The sequence below is a fragment of the Mesorhizobium sp. M0030 genome, assembly GCF_040323695.1.
GTDB lineage: Bacteria > Pseudomonadota > Alphaproteobacteria > Rhizobiales > Rhizobiaceae > Mesorhizobium.
Genome location: NZ_JAMYVE010000004.1, coordinates 290,060 through 313,036 on the forward strand (window position 1 = coordinate 290,060; position 22,977 = coordinate 313,036).

The window sequence follows — 22,977 nt, forward strand, 5'->3', positions numbered from 1 at the left end:
CTGGAAACACGCATGGCCGACCCGATCATTGCCGTTCTCGCCTTTGACGGCATCAGCCCGTTCCACCTCTCCGTGCCGTGCGTGGTGTTCGGCACCGACCGCACCAAGCTTGGCTTGCCGCGTTTCGACTTTCGCGTCTGCGCGCTCGACGATGGAGCGATCCACACCGATGCCGGGCTGACCATCGCGGTGCCGTATGGCCTTTCCGCATTCGACGATGCCGACATCGTCATCATTCCGAGCTGGAAGGATCTCGAGGCCCCACTTCCGCCGCCGCTCCTGGCAGCGCTCACCCACGCGCACCGGCGCGGTGCGGTGATCGTCGGCCTCTGTCTCGGCACCTTCGCCATTGCCGCCGCCGGGCTGCTTGCGGGCCGGCGTGCGACGACACATTGGGCCTCCACCGACCGGCTGCAAACATTATACCCGGACATCGAAGTCGACGCCGACGTGCTCTATGTCGACGACGGCGACATCGTCACCTCGGCCGGCGTCGCCGCCGGGCTCGATTGCTGCCTGCACATTGTGCGCGCCCGCTATGGCGCAGAGGTAGCGCTGCGGCTGGCCAGGCACATCGTGCTGTCGCCGCACCGGCAGGGTGGGCAAGCGCAGTTCATCGAGCGCCCGCTGGCGAAAACCCCGGCCACCGACCGCTTCACCCTGGCGCTCGACACGGTGCGGGCAACGCTCGGACAAACGCACAACCTCGACCGCGTCGCGGAGGCCGCGGGCCTGACCCGGCGCACTTTCACCCGCCGTTTCCAGAAATCGATCGGCACCAGCTTTGGCGAATGGTTGGCCGGCCAACGCATCGAACTGGCGCAACGGCTGCTGGAGGCGACGGAAAAATCGATGGACATGGTGGCCTTCGAAGCCGGCTTCGGCAGCGCCACCTCGCTGCGCCAGCATTTCGCCGCACGGCTCAAGACGTCACCGGCCCAATACCGGCGTGAATTCTCGCGGCGAGCCGGTCCGGACGAGCGCATGGCACGCACGGCTTCATACTGACCGCCCACGACGAGTTCAGCCCCGCTTGACCGCCCGCGCCGGATTGCCGACCACCGTGGTGTTGTCAGGGACGTCGCGCGTCACCACCGCGCCGGCGCCGACTATGACGCCATTGCCGATGCTGATGCCGCCGAGGATGATGGCGCTGCCGCCGATCCAGGCGTCATTGCCGATGGTGACCGGCCGGGCAATCTCCAGTCCCGACTGACGGCCCGCGGCCTCCTTGTGGTGCTCGGCGCAGTAGATCTGCACATTGGGGCCGAGAAGCGTCCGGCTTCCGATACGCACCGGCGCGGTGTCGAGGATGGTGCAGCCGGCATTGAGGAAGGCGCCGTCGCCGAGATGGATGTTGAAACCGTAGGCGCAGTGGAACGGCGCCTCGATGCGGCCGCCCTCGCCCGTGCTGCCGAGCAGCACCGATAGCGCCGGGCCGATATTGCCGCGTTGCTGGGGCCGTAGCGTATTATGCTCGAACACCGCATCGCGCGCGATCGCCCGCAGCGCCTCCAGTTCGTCGTCGATGCAGGTGTACCATTCGCCTGCAATCATCCTTGTGCGTTCGCTTCCGGCCATCACAGCGACTCCGTCCCATCGTCATGTTCGACTGGTTACCAAAGTACAATGCTCGCTGATGGAAGAAGCACCATCGCCTACTCTCGTCAAACGTAGGACCTATGCTAGCTTGCCCTCGTGGGCCAGTCCCGGGCCTGCTTTCGAGGGGATCGACATGCTCTATTTGCTTGCACTTCTGATCGGCGTCATTGCCGGTCTTCGCGCCATGACCGCGCCGGGCGCGATCGCCTGGGGCGCCTATCTCGGCTGGCTGCCGGTGGCCGGCACCTGGGCAAGTTTCATGGGCCATTGGGCCGCCGTCGGTATCTTCACCATCCTCGCCATCGTCGAACTGGTCACCGACCAGCTGCCCTCGACGCCGAGCCGCAAGGTTCCGCAGCAATTCGGCGCCCGCATCCTGCTTGGCGCCTTCAGCGGCGCGGTGATCGGCGCCACCGCCGGTTCCACCATTGGCGGCCTGATTGCCGGCGCCATCGGCGCCGTCATCGGCACCTATGGCGGCGCCGAAGCGCGCGGCCGGTTGGCCGCCGTCTTCGGCAGGGATTTGCCTGCCGCCCTCATCGAGGACGCGGTGGCGATCATCGGCGGCCTGCTGATCGTGGCGGCGGTGGTATGACTGCCCAAGCCTCAGACGCCAAGACATACGACGCCATCATCATCGGCGCCGGACAGGCCGGCCCTCCTCTCGCCGGCCGGCTCACGTCAGCCGGCATGAGCGTTGCGTTGATCGAGCGCAAGCTGGTCGGCGGCACCTGCGTCAACACCGGCTGCATGCCGACCAAGACCATGGTCGCCAGCGCCTATGCCGCGCATCTGGCGCGGCGTGCCGCGGACTATGGCGTGACGTTCTCAGGCCCTGTCGGCGTGGACTACAAGAGGATCAAGGCGCGCAAGGACAAGGTCACCAATGACTCCCGCACCAATCTGGAGACCTGGATCGCCGGCATGAAGGGCTGCATGCTCTATCGCGGCCATGCCCGCTTCGAATCCGCCAACACGGTGCGCGTCGGCGACGAGCTTCTGACTGCCGAAAAGATCTTCCTCAACACCGGCGGCCGCGCCTCGGTGCCCGACCTGCCCGGCGTCAACGACGTCGACTACCTCACCAACTCCTCGATGATGGATCTCGATGTTTTGCCGCGCCATCTTATCGTCGTCGGCGGCAGCTACATCTCTCTTGAATTCGCGCAGATGTTTCGCCGCTTCGGCTCTGAAATCACCGTCATCGAGAAGAGTTCGCGCCTGACCGGCCGCGAGGACGAGGACGTGTCGGCGGCCGTCCTATCGATCCTCGAAAACGAAGCCATAGAAGTCCATGTCGGCGCCGACGACATCCGCTTTGCCAGACAGGGCAAGGAGATCGCCGTGACCTTCTCATCCGGCAAGCCGCCGGCGGTCGGCTCGCATGTGCTTCTGGCACTCGGCCGCACCCCCAACACCGACGATCTCGGCCTCGATAAGGCCGGCGTCGCGGTCGATCTGCGCGGCTTCGTCACCGTCGACGACCAGCTGCGCACCAGCGTGCCCGGCATTTGGGCAATGGGCGACTGCAACGGCAAGGGCGCCTTCACCCACACCTCCTACAACGATTATGAGATCGTTGCCGCCAATCTGCTCGACGACGATCCGCGCAAGGTCAGCGACCGCATCGAGGCCTATGCGCTCTACATCGATCCGCCGCTCGGCCGCTGCGGCATGACCGAGGCGGCGGTGAAGAAATCCGGGCGCAAGGCGCTGGTCGGCCAGCGGCCAATGACCCGCGTCGGCCGCGCCATCGAAAAGGGCGAGACGCAAGGTTTCATGAAGATCCTGGTCGATGCCGACACCAGGCAAATCCTCGGCTGCTCCGTGCTCGGCCCCGGCGGCGACGAGGCGGTGCACTGCGTGCTCGACCTGATGTACGCCAAGGCGCCGGTCGATACGCTGGCGCGCGCCGTGCATATCCACCCCAACGTCTCGGAGCTGTTGCCAACCATCGCCCAGGAGCTGAAGCCGCTCGCCTGACATAGCTCCGCGTCAAGCTCAGCGCTTTCTGCATTGGTGCGTTGCAGCAATGTGCATTGCGCGCGGCAAGGCTTCTCGTTCAGTCTGAATTGAACCGATTCAGTCTGGATTTTCCATGCCTTTGCCGATCCTTGCGCTTGCCATTGCGTCCTTTTGCATCGGCACCACCGAATTCGTCATCATGGGCCTGTTGCCGGAGGTTGCGGCCGATCTCGGCGTGTCGATCCCCTCGGCCGGCCTGCTGGTCACCGGCTATGCGCTGGGCGTCGTCTTCGGCGCACCCATCGTCGCCATGGCCACCGCGCATCTGCCGCGCAAGCCGGTGCTGGTCGCGCTGACGGCGATGTTCGTCGTCGGCAATCTGCTCTGCGCCATCGCGCCCAATTACTGGCTTCTGATGGCCGCGCGCGTCTTCACCGCGTTCGGTCATGGCGCCTTTTTCGGCATTGGTTCCGTCGTTGCCGCCAGCCTGGTGCCGCGCAACAAGCGCGCCAGCGCCATGGCGATGATGTTCGCGGGATTGACGCTCTCCAACATTCTCGGCGTTCCTGCCGGCACCGCGCTTGGCGAAGCCTTCGGCTGGCGCTCCACCTTCCTTGCCGTCGTCGGCATCGGCCTGATCTCTGTTGCCGCCATCGCCTGGCTGGTGCCATCCAATGTCGTCGAACCGAGCGGCGGCGGCCTGCGCAGCGAACTGCGCGTGCTGGGCAAGCTGCAGGTCTGGCTCGCCATGCTGATCGCCTCGCTGGCCTCGGCCAGCCCGTTTGCCGTCTTCACCTACATCAAGCCCTACCTTACCGATGTCTCCGGCCTGTCGACCTCCGCGGTCACCTGGGTCCTGCTGCTGTTCGGCGCCGGCATGACCATAGGCAACATCATTGGCGGCCGGCTGGCCGACTGGAAATTGATGCCGACGGTCATCGGCACGCTGCTTTTGATGGCAGTTCTGTTTGTCGGCTTCATGCAGTACGGCGCGATCGCCAGCGTCGCCATCGGCATCGTCTTCTTGTGGGGACTGCTGATCTTCGTCGTCGTGCCGCCGCTGCAGATCCGCGTCGTCGAAGCGGCTTCGGAAGGGCCGAACCTCGCCGCCACGCTCAACCAGGGCGCATTCAATGTCGGCAATGCCAGCGGCGCCTGGATCGGCGGCGTGGCTCTGTCGGCCGGCGTTTCCTATGCTCATTTGCCGCTGGTCGGCGCGGTGCTGGCCCTGCTGGCGGTCAGCGTAGCCGTTGTCTCGCAGGCGCTCGAAGGATCGGCGCCGATAACGCCGGTTCCGGCCGCCGCCGAATAATTCCATTGCGCCCATGGCGGCGCGAACTGGACCAATCGACAGCCCTTCGGCAAAAGTGCATGTGTTCTGCCTCTTATCCTGGAGGCATCCCATGCAGAAATCGATCGAACGCATCGTCGGCGATACCGAAGGCGTTTCCTACGAATTCCCGGTGTTCCGCTTCGCCGGCGCCGACAAGGCAGCACCTTCGGCCTATGTGCAGGCAGCACTCCACGCCGGTGAATTGCCTGGTGTCGTCGCCATCGACGCGCTGATGCCGGCGCTGAACAAGGCCGAAGCGGAAGGCCGCATCAAAGGCAGCATCACGGTCGTGCCCTGGGCCAATCCGATCGGCCGCGCGCAATATCATTTCGGCGAGCACCAGGGCCGCTTTCATCTCGGCACCCGCAACAATTTCAACCGCGGCTTTCCGTTGCTCGCAGCACCGGACGCCAAGCTTTTGCCCGACACCACGCTTGGCACCCCCGACCAGCGATTGAAGACCCGTCTGGTGCAGCTGTCGCTCGGCCACGACATCGTGCTCGACCTGCATTGCGACGACGAGGGCCTTGCCTATCTCTACGTCCACGCCAGTCTGTGGCCGGCAATGGCCGATTGCGCCGCCGCCATGGGTATCGACGCCGTGGTGTTGTGGAGCGAGGACACGGACGGCACCTTCGAGGGCGCCACGATCATGCCCTACCAGAACGTCCCCGCCAACGTGGCGAAGCTCGACCGCCGCGTTGCCACTACGGTAGAATACCGTGGCATGCTGGATGTCGACGGCACGCTGGCAAATTCCGATGCCGCAGGCCTCTACCGGCTGCTGGTGGCGCGCGGCGTCATCGCCGACACCGCCCTTCCCCCGCCCAGCCCGTTCAAGGGCCTCGTCGCGCCGCTCGAAAACATCGACATGATGCCGGCGCCCAGGGCCGGCGCCATCCTCTACGACGTCAAGCCCGGTGACCGCGTCGCGAAGGGCGCGCGCCTCGCCACCATCGTCCACACACCGGGCGAGGCCGGCGGCCGCACCGAGGTGCTGGCACCGCAGGACGGCGTCATCCTGACCCGCCGCTCGCGCCGCATCATCCGCGCCGGCGAGGATCTCTTGAAGCTGGTCGGCGACAAGAAGAGCGCCGACGCGAGGTCAGGCACGCTGGAGGACTGAGCTAACCCGAAATCGCCAGCCGCGCCTTGGCCTCGAGCCATTCGGCCATCTGCCGGTACGGCACCGGGCCGTGGCTGACACGGGCGACACCAAGCTCGGCCAGGCGCTGGCGCGGCGGCACATGCGCCAGCGCGATGATGTTGACCGGCAGCACGGTGGCCTTGCACAGCGCCTCGATCAGACCCTCGTCGCCGAGCCCCGGCGCAAAGAAGCCGCTCGCTCCTGCCTTTTCATAAGCGTGCGCCCGCTCGATGGCCTGGTCGAGCAGCACGCTGTCATGCACATCCGGCTTGGCCTTGAGGAAAATGTCGGTACGGGCGTTGATAAAGGCGGGAATGCCGGAAGCCTTCACCGCCGCCGCTGCCGCCTCGATGCGCTTCACCTGTACCGCGATGTCGTGCAGACCGGCGCCGCCGACGATCTGGTCCTCGAAATTGAAACCGATGGCGCCGGCCTGCAGGGCACGTGTCACCGTCTGGGCGACAGTCACCGGCTCGACGCCGTAGCCGCCTTCGAGGTCCATGGTCACCGGCAGGTCGACTGCCGCCACGATGCGCCTGATGTTGTCCAGCGCTAGCTCCAGCGGAATTTTCTCGCCATCGGCATAACCAAAAGCAGCCGCGACCGGCCAGCTTCCGGTGGCGATCGCCTTGGCGCCCGCCCTCTCGACGATCTTGGCCGAGCCCGGATCCCAGGCATTGTAGAGAACGATCGGGTTGCCCTTGACATGAAGGGCATGGAACGTGCGTGCGCGCTCGATCTGCTCGGTCATTGCTGTCTTCCCGTCTTTCCGATGTTGGACGAACAGTCTAGGCAGGACCCCAAGCCTTGGCGATGTGCCATGGGCTGCAGAAGCGGCGGCCACAAACAGGCCTTTCAAACCTGTTGCGCATCCGGCTTTTCGCCGCTATGGATTTCGCCCATGAACATGCGCTCGATCAAGACCATTTGGTGGTGGGCTCGCTGACAGCGGCCTGTTCGAACGCGTGCGCGTGAAAATAGAGGGTGGCCGCAACGGAATGTCCGGGCGGCCATTTGTTTTTTCAAAGCCATTCCCGGGTCCGTTGCCCCAACAAGCCATATGGAGACGGCAATGACGATGAAGGCTCTGGAAAACGGCGCGGAAAGCTTCGTGACCGCAGGTGGTGTCACCATCACCCGCGAACGCCACGACAAGCCTTACGCCGGTGCGATCGATGCCTATGTCGATGGCTTGAACTCGCGCCGTGGTGCGGTGTTTTCCTCGAATTACGAATATCCGGGCCGCTACACACGCTGGGATACGGCCATCATCGATCCGCCGCTGGTGATTTCCGCGCGTGGCCGCGCCATGCGCATCGAGGCGCTGAATGGCCGTGGCGAAGTGCTGCTGCCGGTGATCGGCAAGACGCTGGCCGGCGTTGCCGAGGTGACGATTGCTGAAACCTCGAAAAAGCTGATCCGCCTCGATGTCGCCAAGCCCGGCCGCGTCTTCACCGAGGAAGAGCGCAGCCGCGTCCCCTCTGTGTTTACTGTGCTGCGCGCCATCACCGCTCTGTTCAAGACCGATGAAGACGCCAATCTCGGCCTTTACGGCGCCTTCGGTTACGACCTCGCCTTCCAGTTCGATCCGGTCGACTACAAGCTCGAGCGCAAACAGAGCCAGCGCGATCTCGTGCTGTTCCTGCCTGACGAGATCCTGGTCGTCGACCATTATTCGACCAAGGCCTGGACCGACCGCTACGACTATTCCGGCGACGGTTTTTCAACCGGGGGGCTGCCGCGCGACGAAATCGCCGAACCGTTCAAGACCGCCGACCGCATCCCGCCGCGCGGCGACCATGAGCCTGGCGAATACGCCAATCTGGTGCGCAAGGCGATGGACAGTTTCAAGCGCGGCGACCTGTTCGAGGTCGTGCCCGGGCAGATGTTCTACGAACGCTGCGAGACGCAGCCTTCCGAAATCTCGCGCAAGCTGAAGTCGATCAACCCGTCGCCCTATTCCTTCTTCATCAATCTCGGCGAAAACGAGTATCTGATCGGCGCCTCGCCCGAAATGTTCGTGCGCGTCAACGGCCGCCGCGTCGAGACCTGCCCGATCTCCGGCACCATCAAGCGCGGCGACGACGCCATTTCCGACAGCGAGCAGATCCTGAAGCTGCTCAATTCCAAGAAGGATGAATCCGAGCTGACCATGTGTTCGGACGTCGACCGCAACGACAAGTCCAGGGTCTGCGATCCGGGCTCGGTGCGCGTCATCGGCCGCCGCCAGATCGAGATGTATTCACGCCTGATCCACACCGTCGATCACATCGAAGGGCGCCTGCGCGAAGGCATGGATGCCTTCGACGCCTTCCTGTCGCATGCCTGGGCGGTCACCGTCACCGGTGCGCCGAAACTGTGGGCGATGCGCTTCATCGAGCAGAACGAAAAGAGCCCGCGTGCCTGGTATGGCGGCGCCATCGGCATGGTCAATTTCGACGGCGACATGAACACCGGCCTGACGCTCCGCACCATCCGCATCAAGGACGGCATTGCCGAGGTGCGAGCAGGCGCCACATTGCTCTTCGACAGCATCCCCGAGGAAGAAGAAGCCGAAACCGAACTGAAGGCATCCGCCATGCTCTCCGCCATTCGCGACGCCAAATTGGGCAATGCCGCAGGCGCCGAACGCACCACCGCGCGCGTCGGCGACGGCGTCAACATCCTGCTCGTCGACCACGAAGACTCCTTTGTCCACACACTGGCCAACTATTTCCGCCAGACCGGTGCCAATGTCTCGACCGTGCGTTCGCCGGTGCCGGAAGAAGTCTTCGAACGGCTGAAGCCCGATCTCGTCGTGCTGTCGCCCGGACCGGGCACGCCGAAGGATTTCGACTGCGCCGCGACCATCAAGAACGCCCGCGCCCGCGACCTGCCGATCTTCGGCGTCTGCCTTGGCCTGCAGGCGCTGGCCGAGGCCTATGGCGGCGAACTCAGGCAGTTGCACGTGCCGATGCACGGCAAGCCGTCGCGCATCCGCGTCTCCAAGCCCGGAATCATCTTCTCCGGCCTGCCCAAGGAAGTGACCGTCGGCCGCTACCACTCGATCTTTGCCGATCCGGTGCGGCTGCCCGACGATTTCATCGTCACCGCCGAGACCGAGGATGGCATCATCATGGCCTTCGAACACCGCAAGGAGCCGATCGCCGCCGTCCAGTTCCATCCGGAATCGATCATGACGCTCGGCCACAATGCCGGCATGCGCATCATCGAAAACATCGTTGCGCATCTGCCGCGCAAGGCCAAGGAAAAGGCCGCTTAGAAAAGATGGCGGCAACGGACAACATGGCGGCGATCGCAGCGAAGGCAGCGGCCAGGCAAAGGATCGCCAGCCTTGCCTTCTGGTCGATTGTCATCGCCTGCGTGGTGCTCGCGCTCAAGCTTGCCGCCTGGTACGTCACCGGCTCCGTTGCGCTCTATTCGGACGCATTGGAATCGATCGTCAACGTCATAGCCTCGGCCGCCGCCTATTGGGCGGTCCTGGTCAGCTACAAGCCGGCCGACCAGGACCATCCGTTCGGCCACCACAAGGCCGAGTATTTTTCGGCGGTGCTGGAAGGCGTGCTGATCGTGCTCGCCGCGCTTTTGATCCTCAACGAGGTCTGGCGCTCCTGGCAGACGCCGACCCCGCTCGAACAACCCTGGGAGGGCTTGGCGATCAACGGCGTCGCCACCGTCATCAACGCCTTCTGGGCCTGGACGCTGATCCGCGCCGGGCGCAGCGCAAAATCACCGGCGCTGGTCGCCGACGGCCGGCACATCATGACCGACGTCGTGACCTCGGTCGGCGTCTTCGGCGGCCTCGTCGGCGCTATCCTGACCGGTTGGCAGATCCTTGATCCGGCGCTTGCCGTCATCGTCGCGCTCAACATCCTGTGGCAGGGCTGGCACGTCATCGGCTCGTCGATGAACGGGCTGATGGACCGCGCAGTGGACACGACCGAACACATCCACATTCGCGACATCATCTCGGCCAATTGCAAGGGCGCGCTGGAGGTTCATGACCTCAAGACCCGCATCGCCGGCCGCGCCACCTTCATCGAGTTCCACCTGGTCGTCGACGCCGACATGACGGTCGGCGCCAGCCACGTCATTTGCGACCGCATCGAGGACGCGCTGAAGGCCGAAATCCCCTCGGTGCGCGTCACCATCCATGTCGAACCGGACGACGAGGCGAAGCTGCCGAAAGGCACGACGGCGGTGCCGTTCGCGTGAGACGAGTTACCACGTTTCGATAGTGAGATCTTTGATCCGCTCGAATTCCCGGATATTGCGGGTTATCAGCGTGAGGTCCCGAGCACGTGCCTGCCCGCCAATCAGCGCATCGTAGGGACCAATCGGGGTTCCCAGTGCCGCAAGCCCAGCACGAATCTCACCGGCATGTCTCGCGTCGTCTCGGTCGAATTCAAGTACCGGGAACTGCAAGGCGTCGATGCGCGCCAGATTTTGGACCTTTCGCTGGCTCTTTTCAGCGCCGTAGTACAGCTCATGCAAAACGACCGCCGAGAGAGCAAAGTCTTGTGGTGCATGCCGTTTGAGCAAAGCCAGCAGACCCTCGTCGCCCGCGATGACCGCTATGACGGCATTGGTGTCGAGCAGGTAGGTCACTTAAAGAGGTCATCCAAAGCAGGTCGATCCTGACCATCCTGACGCTCCAGCGCTCCCTGGGCGAAATCGTCGTCAACCGGTCCGATGACCTGGTCGAGCCATGCCCAATCCTGCGCAAGCGGCTCCAAGATGACAGTTTGCCCATGACGACGGATCGAAACCTCGTCTGCCTCGAACCGAAACTCCTTAGGCAAGCGCACAGCTTGTGACCGGCCTGACCAGAACACCTTTGCCTTGTCCATGTGCTATCCTCAAATGAGATATAGCAAAGATATATACCATGGTAGCGTCATAGACAAGATCGAACTCAACGAGTGCAGGCCGACTGCGGCATAGCCTCCAACCGGTAGACCTTGTCATCGGACTTGGTCTTGCCATCCGCCGAGCACAAATCGACGATCGCCAGGCTGCTATTGGGGTTGGCCAGCATAAGGGTGCCGTTGGCGCCGCGCTTGAGGAAGATTTCCTTTTGCGCGATATCGCAGGAAAAGTTGCTCATCTTCGAACTGGCCGCGCAGCGCCATTGATCCGCTTCACCCTGGCAGGAATAGGTCTGCGTGACCTTCGTCCCGTTCTTCCTGGTGGTCACCGAAACGGCGACATCGGAGCCGTCGGGCCAGTTGGCGACATCGCCTGAGGCAAAGGAGGCGAGTTCGACCGGCCCGCGGAAGACCCGGATCGACTGCGTCACCTGGTCGGGATGCGAGGAGAGATGCGCGGCATCGTAGTCTCGCCCGAAACAGAAAGGCTGGTCCGGCTTCAGTCGCTCGCGCAAGGGAGCCCCAAGCGCCGGATCGATCGGGTCGATCTTGGCGAATTCAGCCTGGCAGGTTGCGGCCGGCATCGGGTCGAGGCGGAAATTATTGTCCTCCGAGCCCAGAGCCTGCCGGTCATATTCGGCTTCGCCCAGTTCGTCTTCCGATCCGGCGTCGAGATAGAGATCGGACGAGACGTCGGTGAGGATCAGGCGGCCTTTGTCGTCGAGCTTCAGCGACGCCATGGTGCGGTCGCAGTCCATGCCGCAGCGGACCGGACCTGACTTGCCGTCCTCGGACTCGTGATTGCACCAGCCGCCGGCCCATTGCGGCGCCTTGGCGCCGCGCACCGTGGTGGTGAGAAAACCGTTGTAGGAGGTGTCGGCGTTTGCCGTCGGCTCCTCGTTCGGATGGCTCACCGGATCATGGCCAAAGAGGAAGAAAATCCGCGCCACCTTCTGCTTTGGATGCGCCTTGAGGTGCGCCGCATCATAGACGCGGCCGAAACACGCATCGGCGCCATTCGGGCTGAGTTCGGGTAATTTAAGCGCATCGCCGGCAAGGGCCGAACTTGCAAGCGCGCCGAGCAGCACGCAGCCAAATCCAGCGCTGGCAACAACCTTCCACTTCCTGAACGCCATGTGACGCCTCCTCGCATCGACAGGACGTAACGTCAAGTTATGCTAGTATCATGGCCGCAGCCACGCAATCTGCGGGGAGCGCCAAGCCGAGAGGATGCCATGCGTCGACGCGACATGTTCCGGGCCAGCCTTGCCGGTGCCGCCGGCCTGTTCGGGCTGAGCCGGGCCGCCGCCGCTGAAGACAGACCGAAGGTCGCTTATCACCTCAGCGACCTCGATAAGGTCAACTTCGTGCTCGGCAACATCAAGAACCACTATGAAGGCACCGGCGGCAATGTCGACATCGTGTTGGTCGTGCATGGTCCGGCCCTTGCCGGCTTCAAGTCGAAAGGCCTATCGGCGGCGATCTCGGGACGCTTTGCCGGCCTTGTCCAACAGGGCCTTGAGCCGCATGCCTGCGGCAACACCATGCAAGGCATGGAGATCACGCTTGCCGACCTGCTCGAGGGCTTCCACGCCGCCGACAAGGGCGGCGTCGTCAAGCTCGCCGAACTGCAGCGCCAGGGCTACGCCTATCTCCGGCCCTGAGCCGCCACGGGCTTGAACGTGAAGGCCATGAGAGCCTACGAAGGGTGGCCAAACAGCCCGAAGGAAAGTGCTCATGACCGCGACCACCCTCGTCATCCCCGATCTTGCCGGCAAGGCGGTGCTGGTCACCGGCGCTTCGACCGGCATCGGTGCCGCCCTTGCACTGGCCTACGCCGCCCAGAAATGCCGGGTCGCGCTGCACTACAATTCGAGCCGGAAGGCCGCAGAAACGCTGGCCAAAACCATCCGCGACAGCGGCGGTGAGGTGTTCCTGACACAGGGCGACTTCTCACAGGCAGCCGATGTCGAGCGGGTAGTCGAGGAGAGCGCCGAAACATTCGGCCGGCTCGACGGGCTGGTCAACAATGCCGGCGGCATGCTCGGCCGCGTGCCCTATGCTGAGCAGACCGAGGCGCACTACGACGCGGTGATGGACCTCAACGCCCGCTCGGTGCTGACGGCCTCGCGCAAGGCGATGCCATGGCTGAAGAAGCAGGGCGGCTTCATCGTCAACACCTCGTCGATCGCGGCGCGCAATGGCGCTGGCGGCGGCGCCGGGCTGTACGGTTCGGCCAAGGCCTTTGTCTCCAATGTGACGCGCGGCATGGCCAAGGAACTGATCGGCTTCGGCATCCGCGTCAACGCAGTGGCGCCGGGCACCATCGCGACACCCTTCCACGAGCGCTACTCCACCGACGATCAGATGAAGGGCATGGTCGCCACCATTCCTCAAGGACGCGCCGGCACCGCTGAAGACTGCGTCGGTGCCTATCTCTTCCTGTCGTCAGATCTCCTGAGCGGCTACATCACCGGCCAGATTATCGAGGTGAACGGCGGCCAGTTGATGCCGTGAGCGAGCAATTGCATACTGCGTCTCGCAACCATGCAGTCGTGCGAGCGTTTTCTGAGGTTTGGAGGGGAAGGCAATGTATGGACTGATCGGCAAGATGCGGGCGGCGCGCGGCCAGCGTGACGCGATCATGGATGTCCTGCTCGCCTCGACCGGCGCCATGCCGGGCTGCCTGAGTTATGTCATCGCTCGTGATCCCGCCGATGCCGACGCGATCTGGGTGACCGAAGTGTGGACCGACGCCGCGAGTCACAAGGCTTCGCTGCAGCTGCCCGAAGTCCAGGCGGCGATTGCCAAGGCGCGGCCGATCATCGCCGGCTTCGAATTCCAGGTCGAGACCCATCCGGCCGGCGGTTTCGGCCTGCCCGCCATCAAGAACGAGTGACATCCCAACGCGGGGTCGGGGTCGTTAATTTCTTCCGAGACAGCGTTCGCATTTTTCTCTTCCAGGTCTAAGACCCAAACATGGACTCTTCGCCAGACCAACCGGCCGTCGAACGCATGGCGCGCATGCTTCCAGTCCGACAATGGCTGGTGCTGCTGATCGTCTCGCTGCTGTTCGCCGGCGCGCTGGAATACGCCGCGCTGCCGGCGGCCCTGCTGATCGGCCCGATGCTGGCGGCGATCCTTGCCGGCACCAACGGCGCCACGGTGCGCGTGCCGCGGCCGCTGTTCGCCGCCGCCCAGGCCTTGGTCGGCTGTCTGGTCGCGGCGTCGATCTCCACCGACATTTTTTCGGTGTTCTACAAGGAATGGCCGCTGGTCCTTGTCGTGGTGCTGGCGACCCTTGCGGCGTCCAGCCTGCTTGGCTGGCTGATCAGCCGCTGGCGCATCCTGCCCGGCACCACCGCGGTCTGGGGCTCGTCGCCGGGTGCTGCCACCGCCATGGTGCTGATGGCCGGTGCCTTCGGCGCCGATCAGCGCCTCGTCGCCTTCATGCAGTATCTGCGCGTCATCTTCGTCTCAATGACGGCGGCGCTCGTCGCCAAGATGTGGGTCGACACGTCGGGGATCGAGGTACCAGCCATCGTCTGGTTCCCGCTGATCGAACCGGCAGCCTTTGCCGCCACGCTCGGCGTGGCGCTGGTCGGCGGCCTGCTTGGCCGGTTGTGCCGGCTGCCTTCACCCTTCTTCCTCGGCACTTTCGTCTTTGGCACCATCGTCCATCTCGGCTTCGGCGCGGCGATGCAATTGCCGCCATGGCTGCTGGCGCTCTCCTATGCGATGGTCGGCTGGTCGATAGGGCTGAACTTTACCCGGGCGATCCTGCGCCATGCGACACGGGCGCTGCCGCAGATCGTCGGCTCTATCGTCGTGCTGATCGCCTTTTGCGGCGGGCTTGCCTGGCTGATCAGCCACGTCCTCGGCATCGATCCGCTGACCGCCTATCTCGCGACCAGCCCCGGCGGCATGGACAGCGTCGCCATCATTGCCGCCGCCGCGCAGAACGTCGACATATCCTTCGTCATGGCCTTGCAGTCGACCCGCTTCCTGGTCGTGCTCATCGCCGGGCCGAGCATAGCGCGGCTGGTGGCGAGAGCCGTCAGGGACTGAGATTCAAATATCCAGGGAAGAGGAAAAGTGCCCATGAAACGTCGTGTGAATGCCGTCGATCTCTCAGGCCGGGTCGCCGTGGTGACCGGCGGCGCGCAAGGCATCGGCCTTGCTGTCGCCCGGCGACTGCTGTCATCGGGCGCCAGCGTCGCCATCTGGGATGTGGACGAGACCGCCATGGCGAAGGCCGTTTCCGAACTCGCCCCGCTCGGCCGGGTCGAGGGTTTGCTGTGCGATCAATCGCTGATGGAGGCCGTCGACAGCGCCGCGACCGAAACCGAGCGCTCGCTTGGTCCGGTCGATCTGCTGGTAAACAATGCCGGCATCGCCGGACCGGCAGCGACGGTGGCGGATTATGATCCTGCCGCCTGGCGCCAGATAATCGACATCGACCTCAACGGCGTCTTCTACTGCTGCAAGCGCCTGGTGCCCGGCATGATCGCGCGCAGCTACGGCCGCATCGTCAACATCGCCTCGGTCGCAGGCAAGGAAGGCAATCCGAATGCCGCCGCCTATTCCGCCGCCAAGGCCGGCGTGCTCGCGCTGACAAAATCGCTCGGTAAGGAACTGGCCGGCCACGACATCGCCGTCAACGCGCTGACCCCATCGCCCGCCCGCACCCGCATCCTCGAACAGCTCACTGAGGCCCAGGTCGCCTACATGCTGGGCAAGGTGCCGCGAGGCCGGTTCGTCGAAGTCGAAGAGGCGGCTGCGATGATCGCCTTCATGCTATCGGACGAAAATTCCTTCACCACCGGCGCGACCTTCGACCTGTCCGGCGGCCGCGCCACCTACTGAGAAGCAGAGCTATTCCTCGCTGTCTTCGTTATCGCCGTCGGCCGCGAAGGACTAATTCAAGAGCCGCTCAGCGTCGCGGCAAGCCGGTCGGGAAGGAAATCGACGAAGGCGCGAACCTTCGGCGACAAATGACGATTGGACGGCCACAACAACCGGAACTGGCCGCGGCCGTCGACATGGTCGTCCAGCACCGTGCGCAGCTGGCCGTCACGCAGCGCCTCGCGGACCAGGAAATCGGGCATCGAGCTGATGCCGAGCCCGGCCATCGTGGCGCCCTTCAGCGCCTCCGTGTTGTTGCAGGTCAGCATCGAGCGGACCTGCGGCTCGGCGCTGCCGCCGATGAACGGCCAGCCTTGCAGCTTGCCGCTGTTGGGAAAGCGGAAGCGGATGCCGTAATGGTTCACGAGATCGTCCGGGCGGCTCGGGTTGCCGTGCTGCTCGATATAGGAGGGTGCCGCACACAACAGCAGCCGGAAGGGTGCAAGCGGCCGCGCCACCAGGCGCGAATCCGGCAGGTCGCCGCTGCGGATCGCGATGTCGACGCCTTCGTCGATGAGGTCGACGATGCGGTCGTTAAAGTCGATGTCGAGTTCGATTTCGGGATAGCGCGCCATGAACTCCGACAGCACCGGGAACAGCAAATGATAGGTCACGATCGGCGTCGAAACGCGCAGCCGCCCATGCGGTGTTTCGCGGCTCCGCGACAGCATCGCCTCGGCATCGTCGATGTCGTCGAGGATGCGCCGCACCCGCTCGTTGAACAGCTTGCCCTCTTCGGTCAGGCCGATGCGGCGCGTGCTGCGCTGAAGCAACCTTACGCCGAGATCCTGCTCGAGCCTGGCGACGCTCTTGCCGACGGCCGATGCCGAGATTCCGAGCGTGCGGCCCGCAGCGATGAAGCTGCCGAACTCAGCCGTGCGGGCAAAGGCCAGGAGCCCATTGAGGCGTTCCATCGCATCTCTCCATTCGAGCGTTTCAGTCCGGTATATCTGGAGATTTAACACTATTTTTCTCGAAGTGTCGCGAGCCTATCTTCCCGTTACGACCGGCGCACCAAGCTTGCGGCAGGCCGGCGGATCCTGGTTCAGATAGGAAAATTATGACCCCGAAGACCACAAACGGCGCGGTCGCGCCATGGCTTGTCCTGTTGTCGGTATGCCTTGCCGCCATGACAATGCCCTTGACCTTCACCGGCCCGGCCGTCGCGCTTTCCCGCATTGCGGCCGACCTCGGCGGCAGCCCGATCGCGCTCAACTGGGTGACCAACGCCTTCATGCTGACCTTCGCCGCCACCTTGATGGCATCAGGCGCGCTGGCCGACAATCATGGCCGCAAGCGGCTCTTCCTTGTTGGCCTCGCCACCTATGTGCTGGCATCGCTGGGATCGATGTTTGCTCCTGATATCGTCTGGTTCGATGTGCTCAGGGCTGCGCAAGGGCTCGGCAGTGCCGCCGCCTTTGCCGGCGGCGCCTCCGCTCTTGCCCAGGAATTCGATGGGCCATTGCGGCTGCGCGCCTTCTCCTTCCTCGGCACCAGTTTCGGCATCGGCCTCGCTTTTGGGCCGATCGCGTCGGGCCTGCTCATAGATGCTTTCGGCTGGAGATCGATCTTCGTCTTGGTGGCAGTGCTCGCGATTGCAGCCGCTTTGCTCGGCCTGCGCACCATCAGGGAATCGCGCGATCCGGATGCGACCGGCCTCGACTGGGCGGGAGCCGGCACCTTTACGATCGCGCTGGCATCGCTGACCTACGGCGTGCTGCAAGCGCCGCAGAGCGGCTGGACCGATCCCCTGGTGATCGCGCTTCTCGTGGCGGCCGCCCTTTGCTTTGCCGCTTTCGTCGTCGTCGAGCGGCGCGTGCGCCGGCCGATGCTCGATCTCTCGCTGTTCCGCTTTCCCCGCTTCGTCGGCGTCCAGTTCCTGGCGGCCGCTCCCGCCTATGGCTTCGTCGTCCTGCTGGTGCTGTTGCCGATCCGCTTCATCGGCATCGAGGGGATGAGCGAGATCAAGGCGGGGCAGTTGATGATCTGCCTGTCGGGACCGCTGTTGATCCTGCCACTGCTCGCCGGCCAGGTAGCGCGCTGGATCGCTCCGGCAACGATCTGCGGTGTCGGCCTGCTTGTGGCCGCCGGCGGCCTTGTCTGGCTGAGCCTGATACCGCCTGTCGTCGCAGCGCTGGTGGCGCCGCTGATCCTCATCGGCGTCGGCATCGCCTTGCCCTGGGGGCTGATGGACGGACTTGCCGTCGGCGTCGTGCCGAAAGAGCGTGCCGGCATGGCGGTCGGCATCTTCAACACCACCCGCGTCGCTTGCGAAGGCGTGGCGCTGGCGATCGTCATGGCAGTCCTGTCGGGTTTCACGGCAGCCCAACTGGCGGCTCAGGGAACGGCGTCTTCCCTGGATGCAACCGCCGCCGCGCAGCTGCTGGTGACCGGCAACATCGGCGAAGCGGCAGCCCGCTTGCCGGGTGCCGGAGCCACGGTCCTGGTCCAGGCCTATGAGATCGCGTTCGACAGGCTGCTGATCGTGCTGGCGGCAATCACCATCGTCACCGCCCTTGTCGTCTTTCTCGGCTTGCGCCGTGGATGGGCGGTGGAACACGAGACCATTGCTCTGCCGGTTTGCCAGGAAGGGTAGCTGAGCCGCGTCAGGAGATGACGAGGCTCGCTATGCGGTGGCCGTCGAGCACGAAGGTCATGTCACCCTCGCCGTTGAAGCCATTGCCTTTCACGGCAATGCGGACGCGGTAGCTGCCCTCGACCTCGGCGATGCGGACAATGCGAAGATTGGACTTCACGCCGATATTATCCGACTGGTTCCAGCGCGCGATCTGCTGGCGGCCTTGGAAGGACCGCCCCCAGTCGGTCAGGGACGCGTCGGCTGTGAACGTGTGGAGAACGGCTTCGCTATCACCCGCATTGGTGGCCTCGATAAAGCGGCGGATAGGTTCGGGTGTGGTCATCAATCGAGCCGGTGCATCAGATCATCATCCAGCCAGCGGCCGAAGAAATAGACCAGCTGCTTGTGCCACCATGGCCAGTCATGACTGACATCGCCGCCCCAATAGTCGACCCAGGCGGGAATGGATTTGTCGCGCAGGATCTGTTCCAGCCTGCGGGTCTCGACCAGCATCCGCTCTTCCCAGGCGCCCTGCCCGCAGCAGAAGATCATCCTCAGCGCCTTCAGCCGGGCAAGCAGTTTTGGGTCTACGATGCCGGGCAGATAGTCGAGCGGTGAATTGTAGAAGATATCACCTTCCAGCGCCTTGCCGAAGAAGTCGCCCGCCGAATAGACGCCCGACAGCGCGATGACGCCGCTGGCGAGTTCGGGAAAGCGAAAGACGAAGTTCGTGGAATGATAACCGCCCATCGAACAGCCGGTGAACAGCGGCTTTAATTTGCGCCCGCCATTGGCTTGCTCGGCGGTCGCCAGAAACTCCGGCAGCGCCTCCTCGCGCACATATCGGAAGTAAGCCTCGTGGCGACCGATGCGGTGGGCGGCGCCGGCATGCTTGTTGAAGAACGATTCCGAATCCACGCCGTCGACCGCAAACAGCTGGATGCGGCCGGTGTCGATGAATTCGGCCAGCGCTCCTACCCCGCCGGAATCCTCGAACTGGTAGAACCGCCCCTGCGACGTCGGGAACACCACCACCGGCCGGCCGGCATGGCCGTAGCGCTTGTATTCCATGTCGCGGCCGAGATTGCCGGAGAAACCCTTGTGATAAGAGATGTCCATCGCGTCTAAGCCTTTTCCGCGTGGATGTAGGCGACAGCCGCGCGCAGTGCTGCTTCGTCCTTCGAGCGCATCTGGTAGGCGTAATTTCCCATGGCGCGGCTGAAAACCTTTTCTATCGGCTGATGATGGACGATCTTGTCGCGATGCGCGGCTAGCACGTCCTCATGGCTGTGCAAATAGTGGAGGTGCTGCTTGCGGCTGGCATAAGCGGTGAAATACTTGCCCTCATAAGGACCACCGGCGGCATCCTTCACCACCATGTCCGCCCAGGCCGCGTAGACGTCGATGTCGAACGTGTAGTTGATCGCATCGGTCATCCAGGCGCCGGGCGGCCGCATGTTGACCTCAAGCGCGATGACGCGGTCGTCCTTGGTTTCGAACAGCTCGATGTGGAAGAAGCGCTCGCGCACGTCGAACGCTTTGAGGATCTTGCGGCCGGCTTCTTCGATCGCCGGTCGGACCTTGGGAAAGCAGGTGTAGCTCATGTGGCGGTCCTTGTTGACCACTTCCATGATGCTCTGGTCGTAGCGGTGGCTGGCCGCCAGCACCACCTCGCCGTCACGGTTGACCAGCCCATCGAAGGTCACCACGAGCCCCTCGATGAACTGCTCCATGACGAAGGTCACGTCCTCGGGCTTGTCTCTGAAGAACTGGTCAAGTTCCCTGGCGTTGGAAATCTTGAAGGTGTTCGAGGCGCCGGAACCGGAATCGGGCTTCACCACCACGGGATAGCCGACGCGGCGGATGAAGGTCATGGCACCGGCCCGGTCGGAGCATTTGCGCTGGGCGATGGTGTCGACGCCGCTCTTGCGAAAGAATGCACGCATGCGGCTCTTGCGCTTCAAATTCTTCACGAAATCGAGCTTGGTTCCGTAGATGTTGAAGTCGGTGCGGATGTTGGCTTCCAGCTCCAGCCAATGCTCGTTGAGGGACTCGAAGCGCTCGATGCGGCCCCATTTGTGGATGAAATGACCCATCGCCCGGAACACCGGATCGTAGTCCTCCATGTCGGCGATGCGGTAATATTCCGACAGGGCCACCTTCAGCTTGCCGTCCAGCGCCTCATAAGGCGCATCGCCAATGCCCAGCACCGTGGCGCCGGCCTTCTTCAGCCGGTCGCAGAAATCGGCGCCGTTGGCGGGAAAATGCGGCGAGAAGAAAACGAAATTCACGGATGACCCCTCCGACGGCGAAGCATTGCGGGCTCGGCTACACGCAAGTCTGGCGCATTTGCCGCGCATGGGGAAGAGTGCTCGCGAGTGGTGGAATGGCAGCCCACTTGCCTGTCCATGGCGGCTCCTGTATGAACCCCGCCATGAACACGCGCGTCTCCTCCGTCGCTTCCCGTCCGACCGGCTTTGCCGGCGAGACCGTGCGCGCGCTGGCATCGACCCTGCTTCTTCTCGGCCTTATCGGCGATCGCCGGGTTCGCTGAAGGAGCGCCCGGCGGTCGAACCGCCGCTTACGCGCACGCTCCTTGGCCAGTTCAGAAATTGGCAATTCACATCAAGCGAACGAAAATCTGATAAGGCGCTGCTCGCCCTGGAATCCGTCCGAAGACCGATCCGCGAGCCGCCGGGAGAACAAGACGATGAACGCACGAGAAGACATCCGCGCCGGCGAAGCCGAAAGCGTAAAAGGCGCGGCCGGCCACATGCCGGGCGCGGCCCGAAAATACCAGCCCTATCCGACGGTCGGTCTCACCGACCGCACCTGGCCCAACAAGGTCATCGACAAGGCGCCGATCTGGTGCTCGGTCGATTTGCGCGACGGCAACCAGGCGCTGATCGATCCGATGGGTCATGAGCGCAAGGCGCGCATGTTCGCCCTGCTGCTCGACATGGGTTTCAAGGAGATCGAGATAGGTTTCCCCTCGGCCTCCCAGACCGATTTCGATTTCGCCCGCTGGTGCATCGAGGAAGGCGATGTGCCGGCTGATGTTTCGCTGCAGGTGCTGGTGCAGTGCCGTCCCGAACTCATCACCCGCACCTTCGAATCTCTCAAGGGCGCCGCCAACCCGATCGTGCATTTCTACAATTCGACCAGCGAGTTGCAGCGTCGCGTCGTCTTCGAGAAGGATGTCGGCGGTATCAAGCGCATCGCCACCGACGCGGCCAAGATGATCACCGACATGGCGGCCAAGGCCGGCGGCGGTTATCGCTTCGAATATTCGCCCGAAAGCTTTACCGGCACCGAGCTCGAAGTCGCGCTGGAGATATGCAACGCCGTCACCGAGATCGTGAAGCCGACAGCCGACAACAAGCTGATCATCAACCTGCCGTCGACGGTCGAGATGTCAACGCCCAACATCTATGCCGACCGGATCGAATGGATGTGCCGCAACCTGGACGACCGCGAGAACCTGCTGATCTCGCTGCACCCCCACAACGACCGCGGCACCGGCATCGCCACCACCGAGCTCGGCCTGATGGCGGGTGCGGACCGCGTCGAAGGCACGCTGTTCGGCAATGGCGAGCGCACCGGCAATGTCGACCTCGTAACGCTGGCGCTCAACATGTACACGCAAGGGGTCGATCCCCATCTGGATTGCTCTGACATCAACCGGATGAAGGATGTCTACGAATATTCCAACCAGCTGAAGATCTCCGAGCGCCATCCCTATGTCGGCGAACTCGTCTACACCGCCTTTTCCGGCTCGCACCAGGACGCCATCAACAAGGGCATGAAGGCCTTGAAGAAGGCCAACACGCCGGTTTGGGAAGTGCCCTATCTGCCGATCGATCCGGCCGATGTCGGACGCAGCTACGAGGCGATCATCCGCATCAACTCGCAGTCGGGCAAAGGCGGCATCGCCTATGTGCTGCAGGCCGATTACGGCCTCAATCTGCCGCGCAACCTGCAGATCGAGTTCAGCCAGGAGATCCAGGCGATCACCGACGCCGAAGGCAAGGAAGTGCCGGCAAAACGCATCCATGACCGCTTTATCGAAACCTATGTCGACCAGCCCGGCGCACGACTGAAGTTCCTCGACCATCACACCTATCCCGATACCGAGAAAAAGGGCCGGCGCGTGGTCGAGGCGGTGATCCTCGACAACGGCAAGGAGACGACAATCGCCGGCTCCGGCACCGGCCCGATCGACGGCTTCGTCGATGCGCTGTCGCGTCATGTTGGCGTCGACATGTCGGTGCTTGATTATTCCGAACATTCGCTCCAGCGCGGCTCGAACGCCTCGGCGATTTCCTATGTCGAGATGGAATATCCCGGCGGCAAGCTGTTCGGCGCCGGCATCAACACCAACATCGTCGCCGCCTCGCTGGAAGCCGTTGTTTCGGCCGCCAACCGGATAATCGGCCGCAAGGCCGGCTGATATTTCCCGGGCACTGTGTCTCCGCAGTGCCCGGAAATCCCTCATTTGCCGGGAGAAATTCCGGTTTTTTGTGTCATCCACCAGCAACTATCCGGTGTGTTACGCGATCGCATAACATAAGCATGCTTG

General features: G+C 63.7%; 23 protein-coding genes. 14 read left to right on the forward strand and 9 right to left on the reverse strand.

Translation table 11 applies throughout. The annotated features are described in order from the left end of the window. Positions 1–12: 12 nt before the first annotated feature. Positions 13–1,008, forward strand: a complete 996-nt coding sequence (locus NKJ80_RS11495) for a GlxA family transcriptional regulator (RefSeq protein WP_023669983.1) — start codon at positions 13–15, stop codon at positions 1,006–1,008. A gap of 15 nt (positions 1,009–1,023) precedes the next feature. Here NKJ80_RS11495 and NKJ80_RS11500 read toward each other — a convergent pair whose 3' ends face one another. Then, complete coding sequence (locus tag NKJ80_RS11500) at positions 1,024–1,581, reverse strand: sugar O-acetyltransferase (RefSeq protein ID WP_352497586.1); 558 nt, start codon at positions 1,579–1,581, stop codon at positions 1,024–1,026. 154 nt (positions 1,582–1,735) lie between these two features. On the opposite strand from NKJ80_RS11500, the gene NKJ80_RS11505 reads away from it, so the two are divergent. The 4 genes from NKJ80_RS11505 (at position 1,736) to NKJ80_RS11520 (ending at position 6,026) form a co-directional block, all read left to right on the forward strand. Further along, the gene (locus NKJ80_RS11505; RefSeq protein WP_352497587.1) at positions 1,736–2,197 is read left to right on the forward strand and encodes a DUF4126 domain-containing protein; all 462 of its coding nucleotides are present in this window, start codon (positions 1,736–1,738) and stop codon (positions 2,195–2,197) included. After that, positions 2,194–3,585, forward strand: a complete 1,392-nt coding sequence (locus NKJ80_RS11510) for an FAD-containing oxidoreductase (RefSeq protein ID WP_352497588.1) — start codon at positions 2,194–2,196, stop codon at positions 3,583–3,585. The genes NKJ80_RS11505 and NKJ80_RS11510 overlap by 4 nt, the downstream gene beginning before the upstream one ends. A gap of 115 nt (positions 3,586–3,700) precedes the next feature. Then, on the forward strand, positions 3,701–4,879 hold the full coding sequence (locus tag NKJ80_RS11515) for an MFS transporter (protein ID WP_352497589.1): 1,179 nt from the start codon (positions 3,701–3,703) through the stop codon (positions 4,877–4,879). Positions 4,880–4,970: 91 nt separating this feature from the next. After that, positions 4,971–6,026: a succinylglutamate desuccinylase/aspartoacylase family protein gene (locus NKJ80_RS11520; protein ID WP_023741044.1), complete on the forward strand. Its 1,056-nt coding sequence runs from the start codon at positions 4,971–4,973 to the stop codon at positions 6,024–6,026. 1 nt (position 6,027) lies between these two features. Here the strand turns inward: NKJ80_RS11520 and NKJ80_RS11525 are convergent, their stop codons facing one another. Continuing rightward, the gene (locus NKJ80_RS11525; RefSeq protein WP_352497590.1) at positions 6,028–6,798 is read right to left on the reverse strand and encodes an isocitrate lyase/PEP mutase family protein; all 771 of its coding nucleotides are present in this window, start codon (positions 6,796–6,798) and stop codon (positions 6,028–6,030) included. Between the two features lie 321 nt (positions 6,799–7,119). Between NKJ80_RS11525 and NKJ80_RS11530 the strand changes: the two genes are divergently transcribed. After that, entirely contained in the window at positions 7,120–9,309 is a 2,190-nt protein-coding gene (locus NKJ80_RS11530) for an anthranilate synthase (RefSeq protein ID WP_352497591.1), read from the forward strand. 23 nt (positions 9,310–9,332) lie between these two features. Next, the gene (locus tag NKJ80_RS11535; protein ID WP_196813813.1) at positions 9,333–10,262 is read left to right on the forward strand and encodes a cation diffusion facilitator family transporter; all 930 of its coding nucleotides are present in this window, start codon (positions 9,333–9,335) and stop codon (positions 10,260–10,262) included. Between the two features lie 6 nt (positions 10,263–10,268). Here NKJ80_RS11535 and NKJ80_RS11540 read toward each other — a convergent pair whose 3' ends face one another. From NKJ80_RS11540 to NKJ80_RS11550, 3 genes are all read right to left on the reverse strand, one after another. Next, entirely contained in the window at positions 10,269–10,655 is a 387-nt protein-coding gene (locus NKJ80_RS11540) for a type II toxin-antitoxin system VapC family toxin (protein WP_023711114.1), read from the reverse strand. Next, positions 10,652–10,897, reverse strand: coding sequence for an antitoxin (locus NKJ80_RS11545; RefSeq protein ID WP_023711113.1), 246 nt, complete (start codon positions 10,895–10,897; stop codon positions 10,652–10,654). The genes NKJ80_RS11540 and NKJ80_RS11545 overlap by 4 nt, the downstream gene beginning before the upstream one ends. A gap of 65 nt (positions 10,898–10,962) precedes the next feature. Beyond that, complete coding sequence (locus tag NKJ80_RS11550) at positions 10,963–12,051, reverse strand: hypothetical protein (protein ID WP_352497592.1); 1,089 nt, start codon at positions 12,049–12,051, stop codon at positions 10,963–10,965. A gap of 99 nt (positions 12,052–12,150) precedes the next feature. Here NKJ80_RS11550 and NKJ80_RS11555 point away from each other — a divergent pair, with 99 nt between their 5' ends. The 5 genes from NKJ80_RS11555 to NKJ80_RS11575 all read left to right on the forward strand — a co-directional run bounded on the left by NKJ80_RS11555 (position 12,151) and on the right by NKJ80_RS11575 (position 15,781). After that, positions 12,151–12,579: a DsrE family protein gene (locus NKJ80_RS11555; protein ID WP_023683648.1), complete on the forward strand. Its 429-nt coding sequence runs from the start codon at positions 12,151–12,153 to the stop codon at positions 12,577–12,579. 73 nt (positions 12,580–12,652) lie between these two features. Beyond that, entirely contained in the window at positions 12,653–13,432 is a 780-nt protein-coding gene (locus NKJ80_RS11560; RefSeq protein WP_023683647.1) for an SDR family NAD(P)-dependent oxidoreductase, read from the forward strand. Between the two features lie 73 nt (positions 13,433–13,505). After that, a complete protein-coding gene (locus tag NKJ80_RS11565; protein ID WP_023691624.1) occupies positions 13,506–13,814 on the forward strand; it encodes a putative quinol monooxygenase in 309 nt (102 codons plus the stop codon). A gap of 80 nt (positions 13,815–13,894) precedes the next feature. Continuing rightward, the gene (locus tag NKJ80_RS11570; protein WP_023683645.1) at positions 13,895–14,983 is read left to right on the forward strand and encodes an AbrB family transcriptional regulator; all 1,089 of its coding nucleotides are present in this window, start codon (positions 13,895–13,897) and stop codon (positions 14,981–14,983) included. Between the two features lie 45 nt (positions 14,984–15,028). Beyond that, complete coding sequence (locus tag NKJ80_RS11575) at positions 15,029–15,781, forward strand: SDR family NAD(P)-dependent oxidoreductase (RefSeq protein WP_023669968.1); 753 nt, start codon at positions 15,029–15,031, stop codon at positions 15,779–15,781. A 56-nt stretch (positions 15,782–15,837) separates the two neighbouring features. Here the strand turns inward: NKJ80_RS11575 and NKJ80_RS11580 are convergent, their stop codons facing one another. Beyond that, complete coding sequence (locus NKJ80_RS11580; RefSeq protein WP_023695836.1) at positions 15,838–16,734, reverse strand: LysR family transcriptional regulator; 897 nt, start codon at positions 16,732–16,734, stop codon at positions 15,838–15,840. A gap of 146 nt (positions 16,735–16,880) precedes the next feature. Here NKJ80_RS11580 and NKJ80_RS11585 point away from each other — a divergent pair, with 146 nt between their 5' ends. Further along, positions 16,881–18,416 (forward strand): MFS transporter, encoded by a 1,536-nt coding sequence (locus NKJ80_RS11585; protein ID WP_023695837.1) that lies wholly within the window; start codon positions 16,881–16,883, stop codon positions 18,414–18,416. A 10-nt stretch (positions 18,417–18,426) separates the two neighbouring features. Here the strand turns inward: NKJ80_RS11585 and NKJ80_RS11590 are convergent, their stop codons facing one another. The 3 genes from NKJ80_RS11590 to NKJ80_RS11600 are packed head-to-tail and all read right to left on the reverse strand — an operon-like array spanning position 18,427 to position 20,689. Next, positions 18,427–18,741, reverse strand: a complete 315-nt coding sequence (locus tag NKJ80_RS11590) for a nuclear transport factor 2 family protein (RefSeq protein WP_031192978.1) — start codon at positions 18,739–18,741, stop codon at positions 18,427–18,429. Next, the gene (locus NKJ80_RS11595) at positions 18,741–19,517 is read right to left on the reverse strand and encodes an esterase family protein (RefSeq protein ID WP_023695838.1); all 777 of its coding nucleotides are present in this window, start codon (positions 19,515–19,517) and stop codon (positions 18,741–18,743) included. The genes NKJ80_RS11590 and NKJ80_RS11595 overlap by 1 nt, the downstream gene beginning before the upstream one ends. Positions 19,518–19,522: 5 nt before the next feature. Beyond that, positions 19,523–20,689 carry an ATP-grasp domain-containing protein gene (locus NKJ80_RS11600; RefSeq protein WP_023711108.1) on the reverse strand — a complete coding sequence of 389 codons (1,167 nt, stop codon included), beginning with the start codon at positions 20,687–20,689 and terminating at the stop codon, positions 19,523–19,525. A 482-nt stretch (positions 20,690–21,171) separates the two neighbouring features. Between NKJ80_RS11600 and leuA the strand changes: the two genes are divergently transcribed. Next, a complete protein-coding gene (gene leuA, locus NKJ80_RS11605; RefSeq protein WP_502902198.1) occupies positions 21,172–22,848 on the forward strand; it encodes a 2-isopropylmalate synthase in 1,677 nt (558 codons plus the stop codon). Positions 22,849–22,977 lie beyond the last annotated feature (129 nt).

Coding starts and splice junctions, on each gene's coding strand:
- NKJ80_RS11560 (WP_023683647.1), top strand. CDS start 12,653: ATGACCGCGACCACCCTCGTCATCCCCGATCTTGCCGGCAAGGCGGTG.
- NKJ80_RS11555 (WP_023683648.1), top strand. CDS start 12,151: ATGCGTCGACGCGACATGTTCCGGGCCAGCCTTGCCGGTGCCGCCGGC.
- NKJ80_RS11525 (WP_352497590.1), bottom strand. CDS start 6,798: ATGACCGAGCAGATCGAGCGCGCACGCACGTTCCATGCCCTTCATGTC.
- NKJ80_RS11530 (WP_352497591.1), top strand. CDS start 7,120: ATGACGATGAAGGCTCTGGAAAACGGCGCGGAAAGCTTCGTGACCGCA.
- leuA (WP_502902198.1), top strand. CDS start 21,172: ATGCCGGGCGCGGCCCGAAAATACCAGCCCTATCCGACGGTCGGTCTC.
- NKJ80_RS11550 (WP_352497592.1), bottom strand. CDS start 12,051: ATGGCGTTCAGGAAGTGGAAGGTTGTTGCCAGCGCTGGATTTGGCTGC.
- NKJ80_RS11590 (WP_031192978.1), bottom strand. CDS start 18,741: ATGACCACACCCGAACCTATCCGCCGCTTTATCGAGGCCACCAATGCG.
- NKJ80_RS11515 (WP_352497589.1), top strand. CDS start 3,701: ATGCCTTTGCCGATCCTTGCGCTTGCCATTGCGTCCTTTTGCATCGGC.
- NKJ80_RS11585 (WP_023695837.1), top strand. CDS start 16,881: ATGACCCCGAAGACCACAAACGGCGCGGTCGCGCCATGGCTTGTCCTG.
- NKJ80_RS11565 (WP_023691624.1), top strand. CDS start 13,506: ATGTATGGACTGATCGGCAAGATGCGGGCGGCGCGCGGCCAGCGTGAC.
- NKJ80_RS11520 (WP_023741044.1), top strand. CDS start 4,971: ATGCAGAAATCGATCGAACGCATCGTCGGCGATACCGAAGGCGTTTCC.
- NKJ80_RS11545 (WP_023711113.1), bottom strand. CDS start 10,897: ATGGACAAGGCAAAGGTGTTCTGGTCAGGCCGGTCACAAGCTGTGCGC.
- NKJ80_RS11510 (WP_352497588.1), top strand. CDS start 2,194: ATGACTGCCCAAGCCTCAGACGCCAAGACATACGACGCCATCATCATC.
- NKJ80_RS11570 (WP_023683645.1), top strand. CDS start 13,895: ATGGACTCTTCGCCAGACCAACCGGCCGTCGAACGCATGGCGCGCATG.
- NKJ80_RS11505 (WP_352497587.1), top strand. CDS start 1,736: ATGCTCTATTTGCTTGCACTTCTGATCGGCGTCATTGCCGGTCTTCGC.
- NKJ80_RS11495 (WP_023669983.1), top strand. CDS start 13: ATGGCCGACCCGATCATTGCCGTTCTCGCCTTTGACGGCATCAGCCCG.
- NKJ80_RS11500 (WP_352497586.1), bottom strand. CDS start 1,581: ATGGCCGGAAGCGAACGCACAAGGATGATTGCAGGCGAATGGTACACC.
- NKJ80_RS11595 (WP_023695838.1), bottom strand. CDS start 19,517: ATGGACATCTCTTATCACAAGGGTTTCTCCGGCAATCTCGGCCGCGAC.
- NKJ80_RS11535 (WP_196813813.1), top strand. CDS start 9,333: ATGGCGGCGATCGCAGCGAAGGCAGCGGCCAGGCAAAGGATCGCCAGC.
- NKJ80_RS11580 (WP_023695836.1), bottom strand. CDS start 16,734: ATGGAACGCCTCAATGGGCTCCTGGCCTTTGCCCGCACGGCTGAGTTC.